We start from the raw sequence: 17541 nt of genomic DNA, 5'->3' as shown, positions 1-17541 counted from the left end.
ATACTTGGCCCCCGTGGCCATATATATTACCAGCAGTCCTTTACTGAAGGCGCTAGCTTGCAAGAACTGACATGGATTGGTGCTACTTCAGAAACTTAAAGTGAAGGTCGTGCCCATTCCTGGTTGAGAAATTACTTCAATCACGCCCTTATGTTCCCTAACAATGTTGTAAGCTATTGACAAGCCGAGGCCTGTTCCCTGCCCTGGAGGTTTTGTCGTGAAAAATGGGTCATTAATCTTATCTAGTATTTCTGGCTCTATTCCTGATCCTGAATCCTTAATGATGATTTTTCGTATTTCTCGATCTAATTCAGTAGATATTTTGATTTCACCTGAATGGAGGATTGCCTGTTCGGCATTAGCCAGGATGTTTAAAAAAGCTTGATGCAGTCTTCCTTCATTGCCGATCAACTTGAAATGTTCAATTCCAAACTCTTTTAGGACCTTAATCTTATGCCTGGTCTTGCTTTCCAGCATTAGCAGGCAATTATCGATAATCGCATGCACATCACATGACTCATGCATGTCCGTACTTTCTCTACTGAAATGACTCAAGCTTTTGACAATAGTAGTTGCCCTCTCCACTCCATCGTTGATTACATTGAGATAAGGTTCAAGTTCATTAACTGGCTTCCCCTCCTTTAAATCTAATTCAAGGACCTGGATACCCCCTTTAATGAAATTGAGCGGATTATTAATTTCATGGGTTATTCCAGCCGAAAGCACTCCCAGAGAAGCCATTTTCTCAGTTTCAATTAATTTTTTTTGGGTTCTTTGAAGATCAGATAAGGTAATCTGTAACTCTTTATTCGATCTTTCTGACTGAAGAACTGCAGTTTTTAGCAGTCCTACTAAATATAAAATCAATAAGAATATTAGACTGCTTACAATACTTACATTAATCACTAAAAAAAGAAGTGATTGATCAGGAAGTGCAATTGGTTTAATTGAAGAAAAATAACCCTGATAATAAGACGAGATTCCAATTAAAGCCAGGAAAAACGACCACCACAATAGAGAATGAAGATTACTTTCATAGCTTAAGGAAGCAACCAAAGAAAAAAGGGACCAAATCATGATTAGACCTGAGGAGAAGAAACCACCAAGAGACCATTGAAAAAGGAAAGGGAGCGTCAGGCTGATAAAAACCTGAATAAACCTTACTGTGACAAAGTCCCTGGTTCGCTGAAAGTAAATTAAATTCCCGATGCTAATCACCACATATCCATACGGAATAATCGAAGGATAAATCAAGCCATGAAAGACCGAGATAGTTCCCCACAGAACACCACCAAGACTCATGAATAAGGTCAAAAAGACTAAAAAGCTTTTTCTACTTTTATGAATGGTTGACTCTTCCTCATGATGGCCCAGTGAAGAAAATCCTCGAATTATCTCAATCATACTTTTGCTTTATACAATAATCTGAGCTGAATTGGATTTAACAAGACCTTAGTTCAATCTCTCACCTTATTTGAATAGTAGCATATCGAAAGTCCGAACACTAATATTTAAATCACTCTTTACAGCCAGCTTCAGCGTTAATAATGAACCAAATCGAAACTAACCATCACTGTAAGTGTTCCTTTCAGGTTTTCGATGAATGGGCCATATACTGGATTTTTCATGGATCATTTCAGGTAGAATGATCAGACAATAGTCCTTTTAGATCAACTCCTATTAATCTTCTTTGGCTTCATCTTCTTTATCCTCACTTGTCTTAAAGTAGCCCTGATCTTTCATCAACATATGATTGATATGTTGTTGTTTCTCATTGATGCGTTCCAGATTCACTTTTGATTCCTCCAACTGCTTATTGCTTTCCTGCAATTCCCCCTGAGCTGTTGCCAATTGCTGGTTCTTCTTTTTCAATTGAATCGAGACCTGTTTCAATTTATCATTAATCGCCTGCGCTTCTTGCTGCGCCTTCTGACTTTGCCCAACATAAAAAATGACCAGACCAAACACAATGGTCGAAATCACCAACGTATTGAGAGTAAGAAAAAGCAAAGATTGTGATTGAAGGATATCAGGTTTGTAACCAACAAAGAAATCGTCATAGGTAAAAGAAACAACGCCCAGCACAATGTAAAGAACCATCCAGATCAGGGAAAACTTCACATCTCCCAATGCTGGTGCAGATGTCACTGCCAGGATGGCCCATAACATGATCAACCCTGAGGAGAAGAATCCACCAAGAGACCACTGAAAAAGAAAGGGAAGCATCAAACTGATAAAGATTTGTACCGCCCGAGCAATTTTGAAGTGCTTTGTAAGTCCAAAAATGGTTAAGTTAATAGCAGATATTGCTACATACCCATAAGGAATAAAGGATTGCCATACCAAATCGTATGCTATGGAAATACTGCCCCAAATGATTCCCCACACGACATGAAGGTTGCCAGAAAGACTAAGAAGCTTTTTCGGACTTTGACCGCAGGAATATCAGACGGTGTTTGTCCAATACTCAGGTATTGTTGAATCACGCTTGCCATCATTTATTATTGGTTGATACTAGGTTAATTTGTCGAAAGTAATTCCGATGGCTGGCCCTATATGGAAAATTCGTCAAACAGACAAATTTGCAGGTGAAGGTATCTATTTTTTACGATTTGTACGCCAAATACAGTTATTAGGTCGCGAATAACATAATTCAATTAGAGATTAGTCAATTCTTTGACAAAAAAAGCAATGCACCTAGAAGCCGCATTGCTCAATTTAGAAACTAAGTGGATTGATAGAAACTCCACTTGTTATTAAAAGTAAGGAAGTTTTCTTATTCTGCAGTGTTAGGGTAATCGAACAAGGAAAATAGCTGTTAAACTGAAATAAAAAAGCAGTGCCTCCTTCTGATGCACTGCAATTTCCATTTAAGAACCAGCTATGGAAAATAGATACTCACTATTTATGTTAGTGAAGATATAACCACACAGGTAAGTGCCGAAATACTTTCGATGAACAGGAAAGTTTGCCGATAGACCGGTAGATTTTACACCCTGAACATGTTTAACCATTCTTCTTAATTATGTCATACGCCTCCTGCAGGGTTTGACACGTCGAAACTATGAAGCTCCTGGCTATCATATAACTCTGCCGTTTTCCCCGCAGAGAACTTCCCAATTCCGGTTTCTGGTAGTACGACAATAAGTCTCTTGACCCCATTTTCTTGAAGTGCTTTTTTTGCTACATTTTGCCGGAATTCCTGTATCTGTGGAGGGAAAACACTTCTGGCTCCACTCGTATCAATGATCCAGCTTGTTACCCGATGTTTAGGTGCATAGTCCATAATACCAATATCAAAAACCGTGGATTTCCAATCTTCCAATGAAACAAACAGTGATGAACTCCACACATCTAGGATCGTATTGATCTCAGGCAAATGGTATCCTACCATCTTACCAGGTATTTGGTAAATCTCTTTCTTAGTATAGGTTGACATGACAGGGAATTTAATGAATTATCCTGTTAGCCTATTGATGTTGATTGCCTGGTAATTCGCACCACTCAATGGCATCATCTGATTTTTCAGGCAATGGCTGGGGTTGATAGATCGGGAAAGAAAACAGCTAACTTATCTACCAGTTTATCACATCCCTTTTTTAATACATCAGTAACCGGTAATTGATAAGTTGCTTCGTACTCCACAATGGTCAGTTCTAATTCAGCATCGGACATGTTTTCATGATTCAGGGTAATGGCCATCACCCGGGGGCCACAGAAAGCTTCAAGCAAGTCTATTTCTGATTGAAGCGAAGTAAGCGACATCTCCGGATACGTGCAATAGTTAAGCCTGTTTGGGGCATGTTGAAGGATAATGGCATCAGGAAGTGCACCTTTAAGAATGGCTGCGGAGGAAGTATACGAAGGATGACCTAACGCACCTTGTCCTTCTACAATGATCATATCGGGCTTTTCGGCCGCTTCTGCGGTAAGAATCGCATGTTCCACTGCTCCGGTGGCAAATCCCGAGCTTAGCACGTCAATGGCGGCCCCGTATTTGGCTCCTTGGAGCAGCCCTGTTTGTCCCGTGGCTATAAACGCTATTTTCAAACCTTCTTCTCTCAACGCTGTTACGAGTTGCATGGCCGTGGTACGCTTGCCAATGGCACAGTCCGTACCCATGATCGCAATTACCGGAGTAAGAGCCAAATGAATCTTTCCTGTGAAGGGATGTAATTCCTCTCTAGGAAGAGGTTTTCTCACGTCGGTGATGGTCACGCCATACTCTACGGCGTAATCCATGAACTCCAGGTCATCCGTAAAAAACTCAGGTAACCCGTTCACGATGTTCAGTCCTTTTTCCATTGCCAAAAAGAACACTTCCCGCTCGTTCTTGCTTAATACAGGATGTGTAGGTGCTATGCCATAGATGAAGCATTCAGGTTGGACTGCTAAGATCTCAAGGGCGGCATTAATCGTGGGGAAAACGAGTATTCCTTTAGCTTCACCATCCAGTACATCACCAGCATCCAGTCCGGCTTTCGTACTATCTACCACGCCTACTATCTCATATTTTTCAGAATGTCGCACCAAACCATTGGCCACTTTTCCATCATTCTCGCCAAAAAATGCTTCGGCGTACACTATTGCTTTTTCTTTCATGTTAGAACCTTTTTTTTTTTTTTTTTTTTTTTTTTTTTTTTTTTTTTTTTTTTTTTTTTTTTTTTTTTTTTTTTTTTTTTTTTTTTTTTTTTTTTTTTTTTTTTTTTTTTTTTTTTTTTTTTTTTTTTTTAAAGTCGAGTCCGACTATTTATTTTCTTCAATTTCTCTTTCGAATAATGCCAACTCCTTACGGTTTTCATCATCCACGAATTGACAATAGTAAACGCGGCTTACGTAGCGTCTTATCTTTAACTTTTCACCTGGGTATACTTTGGAAAATACAATTTCACCAGGTGCGTATTTTCCTGTTTGTTCTTTACTCATGAGCTTGATGGGTTTTCTACATGGAATTCTTCGTATCCACTTGGGATGAGGGTCACAATCATTTTCAAGCGATCTACGGCCCTGATGGTGTTGGGAGCATGGGCCGGAATGACCACTATTTGCCCGACTTGCAGTTTCCTTACCTGACCATTAATCATCACCTCGGCACATCCTTCCAGGATTTGAATAAGGTGATCATGGGCCACTTCTCTGGCGATCAGGGTTTCGTCTTTATCCAGCGCATAGAGGCTCACATGGCCGGTCGTCTTTTTTAGGATATACCGGGTGACTATCGTTTGTGATACATAGTCAATCTGATTTTTCAAGACATGGGGCTTCAATGGCTCCAATTCAATGTTTTCAATATTTTGAGCCATATGATCAGCTGTTGTTTTTCAGCGAACTTTTATAGATTTCAGGTATCCCCTTTCCTTTTTTCTGCTCGTTTGGCTGCTTTATCAGCCCTTTTCTCTTTCAGGCTTTTCACGGCTACCTTCTTATCTGATTTGGGTTTTCCATCTTTACTTTTTGACATGTTTCTGATGTTAAGTTTCGAGGAAGTGCACGCGTTTGCGTAGTTTTCCCTAGTCTACAAAGGTTACCATCGCTGAAACCTTTTGCGTTACACTACAGCAAGGTATTGTTACATATATCTCATGTTTCAACCGCCCTTGCGTTTAAACAGGACCACATTCGAAACATTGAAAAAAGACCTAAGATTTGCCAGATAAATGGCGTTGAGAAAAAAGGCGGGCAGGCAATCTAGTCTCCCTACCCAGCCCCAAAAACCTCCTAGTTGTGGCTGTACCATCTCTTAAATGCTACAATTTCCAATATTTGGTTTTTACTGTTCGTATATTATCAGGATTCTAAAAAAATCCGGGAACAAATGATTGATCAGTCCACATTGATTTCTCTGGATAGTCAAATCTGATCTTAATAGAATTGGAACATCGCCAATCTCCCGAAAAAGCGCCAAATTTGATGCCCTCACTTTAGATAAGCACATTCCGATTGATAGCGATTAGTCAAAGATCGGGATAAACAGCCCAGCGATCATTACATACCATCGGCAGAATTTTACATAGATCACAGATCAGGAAGCCTTGGAGGCCATCGTTTTTCGAACCATGAGCGTCCAAAAAGGGCTGATGATAAGTGTGACGGATATGGTGGAAATAATGAGCAAGTAAGTATGCTCAAGAAATCAGCCTGGTATGATAGGCTGTTGCTCCCAAAATGAAACTAAACTCTCCTATCTGGGCCAAAATCGCCCCCGTGTATAGACTATCCGACCAGCTTTCTCCCAGAAGACGAACAATAATCGCATTGATAAAATTATTAGTGATGAATGCCAGGAGGACCATCACCCCAACCACGGCAAGGTTATCCACGAGAAAGTCCAGATCGATTAACATCCCGATGGATACAAAAAACAAAGCGACAAAAACGATTCTGAAAGCATGTAAACTTTTATGGACCCATGCTGTTTCCTTCGCTTTGGCAACGATCATGCCGGCAACAAAGGCTCCCAGTGCAGGGAGAGGCCAAAAAATGTTGTCAATAAAGCGCAACCAAAGCAAAAGGCAAAAGCGATGAATACTTGTATTTCGTGATCTTTTCTGATATAGGCCCCGAAGGGCAAACGAAGTTCCCTTTTCTTCAAAACCCAGATCACTATGCTGCAGGAATGATCAATCCGCCGATGACTTGTTTCAAAATCTCCTGGTTAGTTACGGGAGCTCCCGACAGGTAATTGAGCAATATCAACATAGGCACCACTAATATGTCCTGTACCAGTAAAATGCCTACGATATTTTGCCCGAAATAAGATTGGCTGATTCCTTTTGTCTTGCAGGTAATTGATGACAATGGCTGAACTGCTCAGGCTAATGACAAGCCCCAATACGACCACATGATCCAGTTGCCAACCCAGAAAACTGCCTAATACCCAAACTACCATCAGACTAAACACGAGTTGAATGAGCGTGCCCAGCACGGGTATCCGCCAGTTGGCGACTAACTGGGGAAGGGATATTTCCATGCCGATAAAAAAGAGTAACAACACCATCCCAAATGAACCAAGGTTGGAAATGAGCGACTCATCCGTAACGAGCTTCAAACCAAAAGGACCCATTAAAACCCCAACCAGGATATAGGCAATGACGTAGGGCTGCTTCAAGAGCTTGAAAACAAAGCTGATGAGTGTGATGGCAATGGACAATACCACCAATTTTGAAATAACAGGGTCAATGGGGATAGCTGCTAGCATCTACTTGTTTTTCTTGCGTACTTCCTTCGCCAAAAGGATTTTGAAACTGCGTACTTTGAGTGGTTAGTAAGATACTTCAGTGGATAATCTAACAGTCAATAACCTCATGTGGAAGGTTACCCTACCGAAGCATCTAAAATCACTGTACTATGTTTCTTCTACTTTTTGTGATCATACCTGATTCCATTGCGTACTTTCAGAACTAAAATGTACGTCATTGTTGTACACAAAGCATTACATTAAAAAACATCTCTATTACATGTATCACAGGTTTTGTTGTGATTGAACCTCTTACTTCCCAACTTGTTGACAGGATCGCCCAATTCAATCATGAACAAGAAAATTATTGTGGGCATGGGACTGCCGCTGACCATTAGAAATAAGGCGGGTAAAAGGGCGACCATCGAATTGAATAAAAACGATTTTGTCGTATGCCGGTATCACTCTGATCGTACCTTTTACCTCCAAAATGCCCAATTGACTGGCTGGTATCCGGCCCATTGGCTTAGAAAGGTATTGTACCTGTCGAAAGTGAAGCTTTCCGGCTTTAGATCAAGGCAGCTGAAAGATAATTGATCATGTTTTACCTCACCAATCAGGAGGTTCCGTTCCCGGATCACAAAGAGTTCTTAGAAGACCTCAGATACCTCTTTGATTTTTTGGATCGGGTTGGGGATGAACTTATTGAAGTAGGCGCTTAGGTAATACTTCGAAGGAATTAGGTCTCCTTAGCTGAGTCTTTAGGAGATTCTCATTCTTTTTCAAATTTGAGCACTTTTTGAAAATCCCCCACGGGACCCCTTTACATGAAAAAGGGGGAATATTGGTCTCAAATCTGAAAAGGTATGATATGGATATGCTTATTACATGGGCGCCTACTTCAATGAACTGAATCAAAAGAGTATCACTCCATAACATACCGATCAATGAGGCACGTAATCAATCCAGCATAATTTACTTGAGAAAACCATAGCTGCAATATTGGTTGATCAATCAACTCGCCAATGTAAATCAACCTTTTTCTGGGTGGATAGGACGTGATGACGAGGATTTCACTATCGTTCATGATTGATGGTTAAGCAATTCGGCGATAAGCTCGGCTAAGCCTCACGGAGGCCACGGCAATGCGCTTGTCTGCGGCACCATAGTAGATGTATAATCTGGCACCAAAGATTGCCGTACCCGTAGGGAAAACCACATTGTTCACCTCTCCTGACAATTCCCAGGCCAGCTCGGGCTTGAACAGTGGGTAGGGAAGACGAGCCCGTTCCTTTTCCGGCTCCTCTAAATCGAGCAAGGCCGCGCAGGCAGAATAGACATATCCTTCTGTCGTATCATGTCTGCCATGATAGATCAGCAGCCAGCCAGCCTTCGTTTCTATAGGTGGACAACCTCCTCCGATGTAGCTGGTCTCATGCGCATACTTAGCCGCCATCAGGATGTGCTGATCTAAGTGCATGAGATAGTTTTGCCAATAGTCCTTGTTCAGCTCCTCTATCGTGTCGACAGAGGCAATTTGAATATCCGGGTGTATCTGGTGAAGGAAGTAAAATTTACCATTGATCTTCCTTGGAAAGAACATCAGGTTTTTGTCTGAGAGCAGTATGTTGTCTTCTGTAGCACTGCGGGTATCGTGAAGATGATGAAACGGATTGTATTTCCTGCTGATACGCAGGCTTGCTGTGAGGTCCAGAAATGCCTGGCGTGTGATTTGTGGTACCATGATGCCTTTGCGCTGGAACTTCAACAAATCCTCAGAAGTGGCCAGAGAGCCCAGGGCATTGACACCATCATAGGCCGTATAGGTTAAAAAGTACGTGTGGTCGATCTTCACCATTCGTGGGTCTTCTACCCCTTGCAACTCCTGATCGGCACCCGGAAGAAATACCGGGCTTGATTTGCGATCAGCCAGGTCCAGGGGGCCTTTCAATTGACAATGGCCAATGGTGGAATAATTACCCATTCGCACAGCCCCGTAAAAAACGTGGACGATATCTCCTTCCTGGATCACGGCGGGATTAAGAACGCCCTCGTTTTCAAACGCCAGTTCCGTTTTTTCAAGGAGAATGCCTTCTTTTTTTACTTTCAACATGCTTTTTCAGTTATGAAGCAGCCTCCAATCTCTCTGTTAGTTCCCCTTGACCACATCACCCACACCAACAAATGGTAAAGCGCCGGCACCTGTTACCTGTGGTAATATGCCATTCCACTTTTCTATGGCCTTGAGGTTAGCCTCTATTTTTCTGAGTTCAATGAGGTCTGGAGAAATATTCATTTTTTGTAATCGTAAGGCTTCCGCCTCCGCCGTAGCGGCAGCTACGGTTTGTTGTGCTTCAACTTTGATCCTGTCAAGGTCTCTTTTTGCTTTGAGTGCATTTTGTTCGGCTGTCTGCTTTGCTTCAATCGCATCGGTAAAGGTTTGCGAAAAGCTAAAAGACACAATAGAAAATGCATCTACTGCAATACTGGATACCAACAACCTGGAAGTCAGGGCTTCTTGCATTTCGGTGCTTACAGCCGGACGTTTCGTGATCAACTCTTCAGCCGTATACCTTGCCGTAACAGCTTTCATCACTTCTTGAATCGCCGGATCGATGATTCGTTCTTTGAACTGTGTGCCGATGGTTTGATAGACGATGTTGGCTTTTTCAGGGATTATGTGATAGTTGAGCGCTACGGATAAATCCACATCCTGAAGATCTGAAGAGGCGGATGCCGCATCCGTAATGGCTTTTTGTATTTTGACATCCAATATGGTAACCTCTTGCATGACCGGAACTCTGAAATGAATGCCTTCATTCAGCACAATGTCCTGAACGGCACCAAAATTCTGCACCACTCCCCGTTCGCCTGCTCCGATCTGAACCCAGGGTCTGAGTACCATAAATCCCACTAATAGCAGACCCACAATGATGAAAGTCTTTAACTGTCCACCTTTTAGCATTGTCTTTATTTCATCTATATTCTGATTCTCCATGTTGTTATTTTATATATCACTTTCGTTAATGTTGAAGCCTCAGCATTAGAATTAAAATTGGTAGCTCCATTAAATTTCAAAGATGATACGATTACATCCGTGATGTATTACATCGAGAAACCTCCCTGTTACATGTATCACACGTTGGGTTTGCTATCGGTGTATTTCTGATCAACTTGATGTTTGTTAGTCAGAACAAATCATGAACAAGAAAATTATTGTGGGCATGGGACTGCCGATGAAGATCAGGAATAAGGCAGGCGACAGAGCCACTATCGAATTGAATAAAAACGATTTTGTCGTATGCCGGTATCACCCCAATCGCACCTTTTACCTCCAAAATGCCCAATTGACGGGCTGGTATCCGACCAATTGGTTCAGACAGGTGCTATACCTTATCAAAACCAAACGATACGGCTAGATTCCTTTCTTGAAGCGATCGGCTATAAGACGTAATACTTATGATTTGACACTGTTAGCGAGGCGCTGGCTTTCTGATCCAGTAATTGTAGAATATCGCCCTCGATCTTTTCTGCTATGAACGTGACCGGCGTATCTGTAGGAATATTTTCGAATGGATCCTGCATTCGAAATGCAGCCTTTTCCAAAAAGAAAAAAACAGTTGATACGATCACCAAAATAATAAATTCGAGGATAAAGTGTTGTAATTTGAATGCAACAGATAACGAAAGAAAGATGACGAACAGGTAGATCGATGCATGAAGGCCATATCTGTAGATGGGTGGAAATACGGTATTTTTTATTCGCTCACATTTACCCATGGAAGAAGTTAGTCTTGAAAGCGGTAGTTTCAAGCTGAATCTGTGAGAACTTATCGAGTTCTTTTTGCTCTATACAGTTGGGCCAGGCTTTGTGATTGCAACGACAAAATACTCAGCGGCCTCACTCGCACTCATGCCAATCGATTCAAAATCCTTTTCAGAAAACCATTTTTTCAGATTTTGAAGTGAATCCACTTGCCGCAGGTGGCTGCCCAGGGAGTAATTCCACGCTATTTGGCGGTGGCTCAATATGGCTATCTCCTTGTTTTCCGGTTTTAGATACATGCTCAACTGCATGACGAAAGTCCTGGAATCATTTACAATTTCTCCCCAGATCTTCCTCGCTTCCCACCACCTCTCATAAGACTGGTTCATCATGTACGACAATAAAATAGATATGGCTATCCCTAAGGTCGTTGCTATGCTTATGGGAATGTCAGATAAAAATGATTGAAAAAAAAAATAGGCAGTACCCCTGAAATGACGGCTATCAGGCAGACGTAAAACAGCGGAATTTTAAGTTCGTTGAAAAGATAAGCGATCGGAATGCTGTTTTTTATGATCATATGTTATGGTTGAGGAAACTGTAAGGTGCGATTTAGCGGGTTAGTTCACCTAACGGATGCCGGGTGCTTTCTACCCAGTCAATAAAGCATCTTGGCATGATGCCACAAAGTTCTTTGACTTACCTGCTAATTCTATTACACCTAAATTGAAGATTGTTGTAAATATCCAAGATCACGACCGCCCCCTGGCGAATAGAATGTTACAGGCCTTCGAGGTTTCCCATCCTTTTTACTTTAAGCTGTTTGTAAAAGGTTGGCGTCAATCCCGTGATTTTTTTGAACTTACCAATGGACTGAATCAATGGGGTCAGTTTTCAAATCAATAATTCCTGAGATATGGGCACCTACCGACGGGCCAGATCATCAATGCGGGTTTCATCTAGTACGATGACATCATGCTAGTACTTTACATTTTAGGCTGGGTCAAAAAATTTCCGTACCATTGCGCCGCACAAGAAGGTTAGTCCCGACTGTGTGATAAAATAGTTAGATTACCTGTCAATTCGACAGTCCCTCGTTTAGCATTCTCAATTTGATTTTACCTTTACGTTTGAATCTGGTTCATATCCAGATGTCCTCCCTCTGTTTTTAAAGTAAAATTTTTCAAGTAAGTCTTTACTATTAAGAGAATCATACTCTCCAAATCAGTAGGCGCTGATTTTTCTGGTACTGCCAGGATTCTTGAAAACTTCAACCGGCCAGGGACATGCACAAACCGAAAGAAAATGAATTATAACACAATAAATATCTAATTCAATTACTATATGGCAAGATCCCAAAGCACATTTCAAAAAAGAGAAAAAGAGAAAAAAAAAAAAAAAAAAAAAAAAAAAAAAAAAAAAAAAAAAAAAAAAAAAAAAAAAAAAAAAAAAAAAAAAAAAAAAAAAAAAAAAGAGACTCCAGAAGCGCAAGCAAAAGGCAGAGAAAAAAGAGCTCAGAAAAGCGAATGCAACATCTGGCGATCTGGACAATATGATGGCCTATGTAGATGATAATGGCAATCTGATTGATACTCCACCGGAAGAAAAAGATGACACCATGGAGATCGATGCTTCGCAAATTGAAGTGAGCATTCCTAAATCAGCGGCAGTAGATGTCGACGCAGAAAGACGCGGAACTGTCAAATTCTACAATGAAGAAAAGGGGTTTGGTTTTATTGTTCAGCAAGGCGTTCTAGATCAATATTTTGTTCATGGGTCCAATGTTGATGGTACGATCTTCGACAATGATAAAGTCCGATTCAAAATTGAAAAAGGTGAAAAAGGATACAATGCCATCGAGGTGAAGAAAATTTGAGCCTGATTAACAGCGCTTGAATTATTGGACTAAAACCAAGAGGTGCAGGTATGTTCGAAAAATGAACCTGCATTCCTTGAAGCCCATTCGGCATCTGGTAACCCTCTAAGCTACCTCTTCTTGTTCCTAACGTAGATCAGTCTGTGTTTACTCTTAGAAGCTTCCCTTTGCTCCACTTCGAACTTACCAATGGACTGAATCAATGGGGTCAGCTTTTCAAACCCATAATTCCTGGAATCGAAGTTTGGCCGTTTCTTTTGGATCCGGCTTCCAACGTCACCAAGAAAAGCCCAGCCCTCTTCATCGGATAGATCCCGGATAGTAGACTGGATCAATTGGATGTCACGATTGCTGATCTTCTCTATATCTGATTTCCCCTTTTCTTTCTTGGCAGACTTATCATCGGGTTGACTTCTCAGGATTTCGATGTATACAAACTTGTCACAGGCTACAATAAAAGGATCAGGTGTCTTTTTCTCACCAATGCCAAGGACCAACATGCCCGCCTCTCTGAGCCGAGTGGCCAATTTCGTGAAGTCACTATCGCTGGAGACCAGACAGAAGCCATTCACCTTGCCACTGTACAGAATGTCCATCGCATCAATGATCATCGCCGAGTCGGTGGCATTCTTTCCGCTCGTATAGGCATATTGCTGAATGGGCGTAATCGCATTTTCAAGTAGCAGGTTTTTCCATTTGTTCAAACCAGGACGGGTCCAATCGCCATATATCCTTTTGATCGTAGGATTACCATACTTGGTGATTTCCTCCATCATTTCTTTTACATGGGCAGAGGGGATGTTATCACCATCTATGAGGACGGCCATGTTTATGTTTTGACTCATGTCATTGCTTATTTAGGATCAGTTCAGGGCTTGTGAGGATTGGATAGTAATAGGTGCAAGTAGCCCTGATATTAAAAAGAAAGTGAGCCATGCTGCTCACTTCGCTAATCTAACGAATTAAACCACAACATTAGTCAATTCAAAGTAAGGACGATTCCTGATTGGGAAGTGATACAGTTTCCCCTCCGAGGGGACGCAATGCTCTTTAGTTAAGGAAAATGTATCGTCATTGCGAGTCTGCGAAGCAATCTCAAATTAGCTTTCGAAGCACAAATGCAGAATAGACTGCCGCTCGGCGGTCCGATTCAGTTCTTCGCAGTGACGTATCTTAACTTAATAGCATTGGGAGGGGACGAACTGACTGATATTTCGGTACCTTTACTTAGATTCAGACCAGTCTCATCCTGTAACCGATTCACTAAAACAGGATAAAACACCCTCAGAAAATAAATTGCCTTTCTCTGAGCTCGGGATTGATCCAAAGTCCTGAGTAGTACTTCACAAGTCTCCCCGTCTCGCTGTACTGGTCACCCTCGCACTTAAAATACGGGTAAAAGCTGTTGAATGAAGTTGTATATCAAGTACATGGTGAGCCTGAGGTGCAAACTGATGGTGAAAGAGGAACTAAGAAAACTGGGTCTGAAGTATGTTTCAGTAGAGCTCGGAGTTGTCGAAATCATGGAGGATATTTCCAACGAACAGAAAGACCTGCTCAAAGCAAACCTTTTGGTATCAGGCCTGGAGCTATTGGAAGACAGCAGAAGTATCTTGATAGAGAAGATCAAGAATGTGATCATTGAAATGATCCACTATTCAGATGAAGTACCCAAAGTAAATTACTCGGATCACATCAGTGAAAAACTAGGGTATGATTACACCTATCTGGCCAACACTTTTTCGGAGGTAAAGGGAATTACCATACAACAATTCATTATCCTTCACAAAGTAGAAAGAGTTAAAGAGCTGCTGATCTATGACGAGCTAACACTCTCAGAAATTGCCTACAAGCTCCACTACAGCAGCGGAGCACACTTATCCACCCAATTCAAAAAAATCACTGGCCTAACACCAACTTACTATAAGCAGCTGAAAGAAAAGAGAAAGAGCAACCTTGAGGATTTATAACCAACGCGACAATACACCCGATCAAAACCATGTGGGATATATGTAAGACACGTCTTTGATCCTGTAACGTATACGCCCATTAGAGAGACAACTTTGCAGAGCGATTAACGACTTCATTATTTGAAAACTCCTTGCTGAAAAAAACATCGTTTATTTTATTGTGCCTCATAGCAATGACATGGATTTTGTAGGGCTATTCGGTTTGTGGGGTGCTTATTTCGCCATAGTCGTACATGGACTGATCATCATTGAATTGATCGTCCTTTTTGCGAGTCATCCACGAAGAAAACTTCTTCAACCTGTGATATCTGTAAGAGACAGCTACTGACGTGTAACACTTCAACGCGGTAGTTTCAGCAATTTTGTGCTTGATTATTCCATATCAATATTTATCGTTTAAGGTGAGGGAGGGCAAGGTGCAGAATCTTGTCCTTTTTTATTCCAAATAAATGCCTTCTTCACCAGGAACAAAATCACGCTGTAACCATCCAATAAAGTCCAATGAGTAAATTCGGAGTAGTAGGCACGTCACAAAAAGAAGATGAACGCAGGTACCCCATTCATCCCGACCATTTGTCCAGGCTACCGCTACCCATCAGAGAGCAATTGATCTTTGAAAAAGGATACGGCAAGCCGTTCAATAGGGATGACGAAGAAATGGCAGCGCTCTCTGGGGGCATCGCATCGAGAAGTGAGCTATTGCAAGATCTTGGTTCCGTGATCATTGCAAAACCGGTCCTGGCCGATCTGGAGGAATTGAAGGAAGAAGGAGTGATTTGGGGCTATCCACACTGTGCGCAACAACGCGCCATAACGCAGGCGGCAATCGATCGCAAATTGACCCTCATTGCATTCGAAGACATGTTTGTTTGGTCCCCGACGGGACTCAAAGGACGGCATACGTTCTACAAGAACAATGAAATGGCTGGTTACTGCGCCGTTCTACATGCCATGCAATTGAAAGGCATTGATGGCCACTACGGGAACCAACGAAAAGTAATCATTTTCAGTTTTGGGGCGGTAAGCAGAGGAGCCATTTACGCCCTGAAAGCCCATGGTTTCAGAGATATTACCATTTGTGTACAAAGGCCTGACCATGAAGTAAGGGAAGAAATACTTGACGTGCATTATGTACGTATCAGAAAAGGAGCACAGGATGAGGCAAGAATGATGGTCGTCGAACATGATGGATCAACCAGACCGCTCAATGACCTGATAAGCGAATCCGAAATCATCATCAATGGAACTTTTCAAGACCCCAACAGACCGCTGGACTTTGTCACCTTTGAAGAAAAGTCCTGTCTAAAAAAGGGAAGTTTGATCATCGACGTAAGCTGTGATGAAGGAATGGGATTTTACTTTGCTAAACCCACCACCTTTAAACAACCCATGTTTTCTGTAGATGATGTGGACTATTATGCGGTAGACCATACGCCAAGTTACCTATGGGAAAGTGCAACCAGATCTATCTCTGCAGCACTGATCGTTCACCTGCCTACAGTAATTGCAGGCAAAATGGAATGGAAGAATAATGCCACCATTCAAAACGCCATTAATGTTGATCAGGGTGTAATTCAAAAGGAAGAAATCCTTGAATTTCAGAATCGAGTATCGGAATACCCCCATGCTACAAGAATGACCATCACCTAAAAGCTTGCGATAGAAGACAGGTTTTAGTCTCCCTTTCCTAACAACTTCATTTGATGGTAGTGAGCCATAATAGCCTCCAGAAACGTGTCAAACTCAAAGTAGGGAGGTTGTATTCCTTCGCTGTATCTCTGACGATATCCGCGATCCGTGGATAGTGAATGTGGCAAATGTTTGGGAAGAGGTGGTGTTCAATCTGGAAATTCAACCCTCCGGTAAACCAACACAAGACTTTACTATTCCTCCCGTAGTTGGTGGTCGTTAGCAATTGGTGCTCCGCCCAATTTTCCTCAATATCTCGAGCCTGCTGATTCAAGAATTTGTTATCAGGCATGACATGTGCTGTTTGAAACACAAAACTTAACAGGAGCCCGGTTATAGCTTCCATAAATAAAAACATCGTAAAGACAGAGCCAAATGACCATCCGAGCAGGTACATAGGCAGGCCAATAAAACAGGAGAAATAGATTGCTTTCTGAACGACGATGATCAACAGGTATTTGTTGAACTCTGATTTCGTCCGAATAAACCCTATTCGTTTATAGCGAACCAGTTTTTTGAAATCCTTAATGGAGGACCATATAATAAACGGAAGACAGTAAAAAAACCAGACATACAGGTGCTGAAACCGATGAAACCAATGTCGATCCTGATTCGGACTAAATCGCAGCACATAATGTGCATCCAGGTCTTCGTCAACATCATGTAGGTTAGTATAGGTGTGGTGAATTACATTGTGTTGAATTTGCCACATTTTTGGATTCACACCGATCATATATGAACAAGATCCAACAAGTTGATTGATTAGCTGATTGTTCGAATAAGATCCATGCAAAGAATCGTGCATGACCGAAGTTCCAATAAACGCTTTGCCGCATGCCATCAGGAACCAAAGCCCATAGATCACTCCCAGAGGTAACTCATTGCCCAGTGTCAAAATAATTGTAAATGGTATCAGGAACATGCCGACAGCCATGATGGTTTTAAGCACCATGTAAGCATTGGCATTTCTACTAAGGTCATTTGCTGAAAAGTAATCGGCAACTCGGGCACGTAATTCGTTTAGAAAGTCCTTTCTTTCTCGAGAAAACTGATAGGGTATCAA

The 17541-nt window shown here is 41.7% G+C and carries 19 protein-coding genes and 1 pseudogene; 7 read left to right on the top strand and 13 right to left on the bottom strand.

What is annotated here, in order from left to right; genetic code table 11:
* Positions 1-87: 87 nt before the first annotated feature.
* The 8 genes from R8G66_25795 to R8G66_25760 form a co-directional block, all read right to left on the bottom strand.
* Entirely contained in the window at positions 88-1302 is a 1215-nt protein-coding gene (locus tag R8G66_25795) for an ATP-binding protein (protein ID MDW3195813.1), read from the bottom strand.
* A gap of 378 nt (positions 1303-1680) precedes the next feature.
* On the bottom strand, positions 1681-2388 hold the full coding sequence (locus R8G66_25790) for a hypothetical protein (protein MDW3195812.1): 708 nt from the start codon (positions 2386-2388) through the stop codon (positions 1681-1683).
* 640 nt (positions 2389-3028) lie between these two features.
* Entirely contained in the window at positions 3029-3439 is a 411-nt protein-coding gene (locus tag R8G66_25785; GenBank protein MDW3195811.1) for a hypothetical protein, read from the bottom strand.
* An 86-nt stretch (positions 3440-3525) separates the two neighbouring features.
* Positions 3526-4602 (bottom strand): DUF1611 domain-containing protein, encoded by a 1077-nt coding sequence (locus R8G66_25780; GenBank protein MDW3195810.1) that lies wholly within the window; start codon positions 4600-4602, stop codon positions 3526-3528.
* Between the two features lie 144 nt (positions 4603-4746).
* Positions 4747-4926: a hypothetical protein gene (locus R8G66_25775; protein MDW3195809.1), complete on the bottom strand. Its 180-nt coding sequence runs from the start codon at positions 4924-4926 to the stop codon at positions 4747-4749.
* On the bottom strand, positions 4923-5303 hold the full coding sequence (locus tag R8G66_25770) for a hypothetical protein (protein ID MDW3195808.1): 381 nt from the start codon (positions 5301-5303) through the stop codon (positions 4923-4925). Before R8G66_25770 ends, R8G66_25775 begins: the two co-directional genes overlap by 4 nt.
* A gap of 822 nt (positions 5304-6125) precedes the next feature.
* The gene (locus R8G66_25765) at positions 6126-6500 is read right to left on the bottom strand and encodes a cation:proton antiporter (protein MDW3195807.1); all 375 of its coding nucleotides are present in this window, start codon (positions 6498-6500) and stop codon (positions 6126-6128) included.
* A gap of 155 nt (positions 6501-6655) precedes the next feature.
* Entirely contained in the window at positions 6656-7198 is a 543-nt protein-coding gene (locus R8G66_25760) for a cation:proton antiporter (protein ID MDW3195806.1), read from the bottom strand.
* A 330-nt stretch (positions 7199-7528) separates the two neighbouring features.
* On the opposite strand from R8G66_25760, the gene R8G66_25755 reads away from it, so the two are divergent.
* Positions 7529-7774: a hypothetical protein gene (locus R8G66_25755; protein MDW3195805.1), complete on the top strand. Its 246-nt coding sequence runs from the start codon at positions 7529-7531 to the stop codon at positions 7772-7774.
* Between the two features lie 2 nt (positions 7775-7776).
* Positions 7777-7899, top strand: coding sequence for a hypothetical protein (locus tag R8G66_25750; protein MDW3195804.1), 123 nt, complete (start codon positions 7777-7779; stop codon positions 7897-7899).
* A 374-nt stretch (positions 7900-8273) separates the two neighbouring features.
* Here the strand turns inward: R8G66_25750 and R8G66_25745 are convergent, their stop codons facing one another.
* Together R8G66_25745 and R8G66_25740 are read right to left on the bottom strand one after the other, a co-directional pair.
* On the bottom strand, positions 8274-9290 hold the full coding sequence (locus R8G66_25745) for a hypothetical protein (protein MDW3195803.1): 1017 nt from the start codon (positions 9288-9290) through the stop codon (positions 8274-8276).
* Between the two features lie 36 nt (positions 9291-9326).
* Entirely contained in the window at positions 9327-10175 is an 849-nt protein-coding gene (locus R8G66_25740; protein MDW3195802.1) for a prohibitin family protein, read from the bottom strand.
* Between the two features lie 202 nt (positions 10176-10377).
* Between R8G66_25740 and R8G66_25735 the strand changes: the two genes are divergently transcribed.
* Positions 10378-10596, top strand: coding sequence for a hypothetical protein (locus R8G66_25735; GenBank protein MDW3195801.1), 219 nt, complete (start codon positions 10378-10380; stop codon positions 10594-10596).
* A 22-nt stretch (positions 10597-10618) separates the two neighbouring features.
* Here R8G66_25735 and R8G66_25730 read toward each other — a convergent pair.
* Positions 10619-11392: pseudogene (locus tag R8G66_25730) on the bottom strand (bestrophin family ion channel).
* Between the two features lie 895 nt (positions 11393-12287).
* On the opposite strand from R8G66_25730, the gene R8G66_25725 reads away from it, so the two are divergent.
* Complete coding sequence (locus R8G66_25725; GenBank protein MDW3195800.1) at positions 12288-12515, top strand: hypothetical protein; 228 nt, start codon at positions 12288-12290, stop codon at positions 12513-12515.
* Positions 12496-12819, top strand: coding sequence for a cold shock domain-containing protein (locus R8G66_25720; GenBank protein MDW3195799.1), 324 nt, complete (start codon positions 12496-12498; stop codon positions 12817-12819). The genes R8G66_25725 and R8G66_25720 overlap by 20 nt, the downstream gene beginning before the upstream one ends.
* A gap of 110 nt (positions 12820-12929) precedes the next feature.
* On the opposite strand, the gene R8G66_25715 is transcribed toward R8G66_25720, so the two are convergent.
* Complete coding sequence (locus tag R8G66_25715; protein MDW3195798.1) at positions 12930-13664, bottom strand: NYN domain-containing protein; 735 nt, start codon at positions 13662-13664, stop codon at positions 12930-12932.
* A 564-nt stretch (positions 13665-14228) separates the two neighbouring features.
* On the opposite strand from R8G66_25715, the gene R8G66_25710 reads away from it, so the two are divergent.
* Together R8G66_25710 and R8G66_25705 are read left to right on the top strand one after the other, a co-directional pair.
* Positions 14229-14789 (top strand): helix-turn-helix domain-containing protein, encoded by a 561-nt coding sequence (locus R8G66_25710; GenBank protein MDW3195797.1) that lies wholly within the window; start codon positions 14229-14231, stop codon positions 14787-14789.
* Between the two features lie 501 nt (positions 14790-15290).
* On the top strand, positions 15291-16439 hold the full coding sequence (locus tag R8G66_25705) for a N(5)-(carboxyethyl)ornithine synthase (protein MDW3195796.1): 1149 nt from the start codon (positions 15291-15293) through the stop codon (positions 16437-16439).
* Positions 16440-16485: 46 nt separating this feature from the next.
* Here the strand turns inward: R8G66_25705 and R8G66_25700 are convergent, their stop codons facing one another.
* Entirely contained in the window at positions 16486-17541 is a 1056-nt protein-coding gene (locus tag R8G66_25700; GenBank protein MDW3195795.1) for an acyl-CoA desaturase, read from the bottom strand.

This window comes from Cytophagales bacterium (assembly GCA_033344775.1).
In the GTDB taxonomy this organism is placed as follows: Bacteria; Bacteroidota; Bacteroidia; order Cytophagales; family Cyclobacteriaceae; genus JAWPMT01.
Note: the sequence above shows the minus strand (reverse complement) of the source record. Positions and strands in the feature narration are given on the sequence as shown.

What these genes read in the sequence shown, in the direction of transcription:
- R8G66_25795 (MDW3195813.1), bottom strand. Translation starts at nt 1,302, where the DNA reads ATGAGTCTTGGTGGTGTTCTGTGGGGAACTATCTCGGTCTTTCATGGC.
- R8G66_25785 (MDW3195811.1), bottom strand. Translation starts at nt 3,439, where the DNA reads ATGTCAACCTATACTAAGAAAGAGATTTACCAAATACCTGGTAAGATG.
- R8G66_25780 (MDW3195810.1), bottom strand. Translation starts at nt 4,602, where the DNA reads ATGAAAGAAAAAGCAATAGTGTACGCCGAAGCATTTTTTGGCGAGAAT.
- R8G66_25775 (MDW3195809.1), bottom strand. Translation starts at nt 4,926, where the DNA reads ATGAGTAAAGAACAAACAGGAAAATACGCACCTGGTGAAATTGTATTT.
- R8G66_25770 (MDW3195808.1), bottom strand. Translation starts at nt 5,303, where the DNA reads ATGGCTCAAAATATTGAAAACATTGAATTGGAGCCATTGAAGCCCCAT.
- R8G66_25760 (MDW3195806.1), bottom strand. Translation starts at nt 7,198, where the DNA reads ATGCTAGCAGCTATCCCCATTGACCCTGTTATTTCAAAATTGGTGGTA.
- R8G66_25755 (MDW3195805.1), top strand. Translation starts at nt 7,529, where the DNA reads ATGAACAAGAAAATTATTGTGGGCATGGGACTGCCGCTGACCATTAGA.
- R8G66_25750 (MDW3195804.1), top strand. Translation starts at nt 7,777, where the DNA reads ATGTTTTACCTCACCAATCAGGAGGTTCCGTTCCCGGATCACAAAGAG.
- R8G66_25745 (MDW3195803.1), bottom strand. Translation starts at nt 9,290, where the DNA reads ATGTTGAAAGTAAAAAAAGAAGGCATTCTCCTTGAAAAAACGGAACTG.
- R8G66_25740 (MDW3195802.1), bottom strand. Translation starts at nt 10,175, where the DNA reads ATGGAGAATCAGAATATAGATGAAATAAAGACAATGCTAAAAGGTGGA.
- R8G66_25735 (MDW3195801.1), top strand. Translation starts at nt 10,378, where the DNA reads ATGAACAAGAAAATTATTGTGGGCATGGGACTGCCGATGAAGATCAGG.
- R8G66_25725 (MDW3195800.1), top strand. Translation starts at nt 12,288, where the DNA reads ATGGCAAGATCCCAAAGCACATTTCAAAAAAGAGAAAAAGAGAAAAAA.
- R8G66_25720 (MDW3195799.1), top strand. Translation starts at nt 12,496, where the DNA reads ATGATGGCCTATGTAGATGATAATGGCAATCTGATTGATACTCCACCG.
- R8G66_25715 (MDW3195798.1), bottom strand. Translation starts at nt 13,664, where the DNA reads ATGAGTCAAAACATAAACATGGCCGTCCTCATAGATGGTGATAACATC.
- R8G66_25710 (MDW3195797.1), top strand. Translation starts at nt 14,229, where the DNA reads ATGAAGTTGTATATCAAGTACATGGTGAGCCTGAGGTGCAAACTGATG.
- R8G66_25705 (MDW3195796.1), top strand. Translation starts at nt 15,291, where the DNA reads ATGAGTAAATTCGGAGTAGTAGGCACGTCACAAAAAGAAGATGAACGC.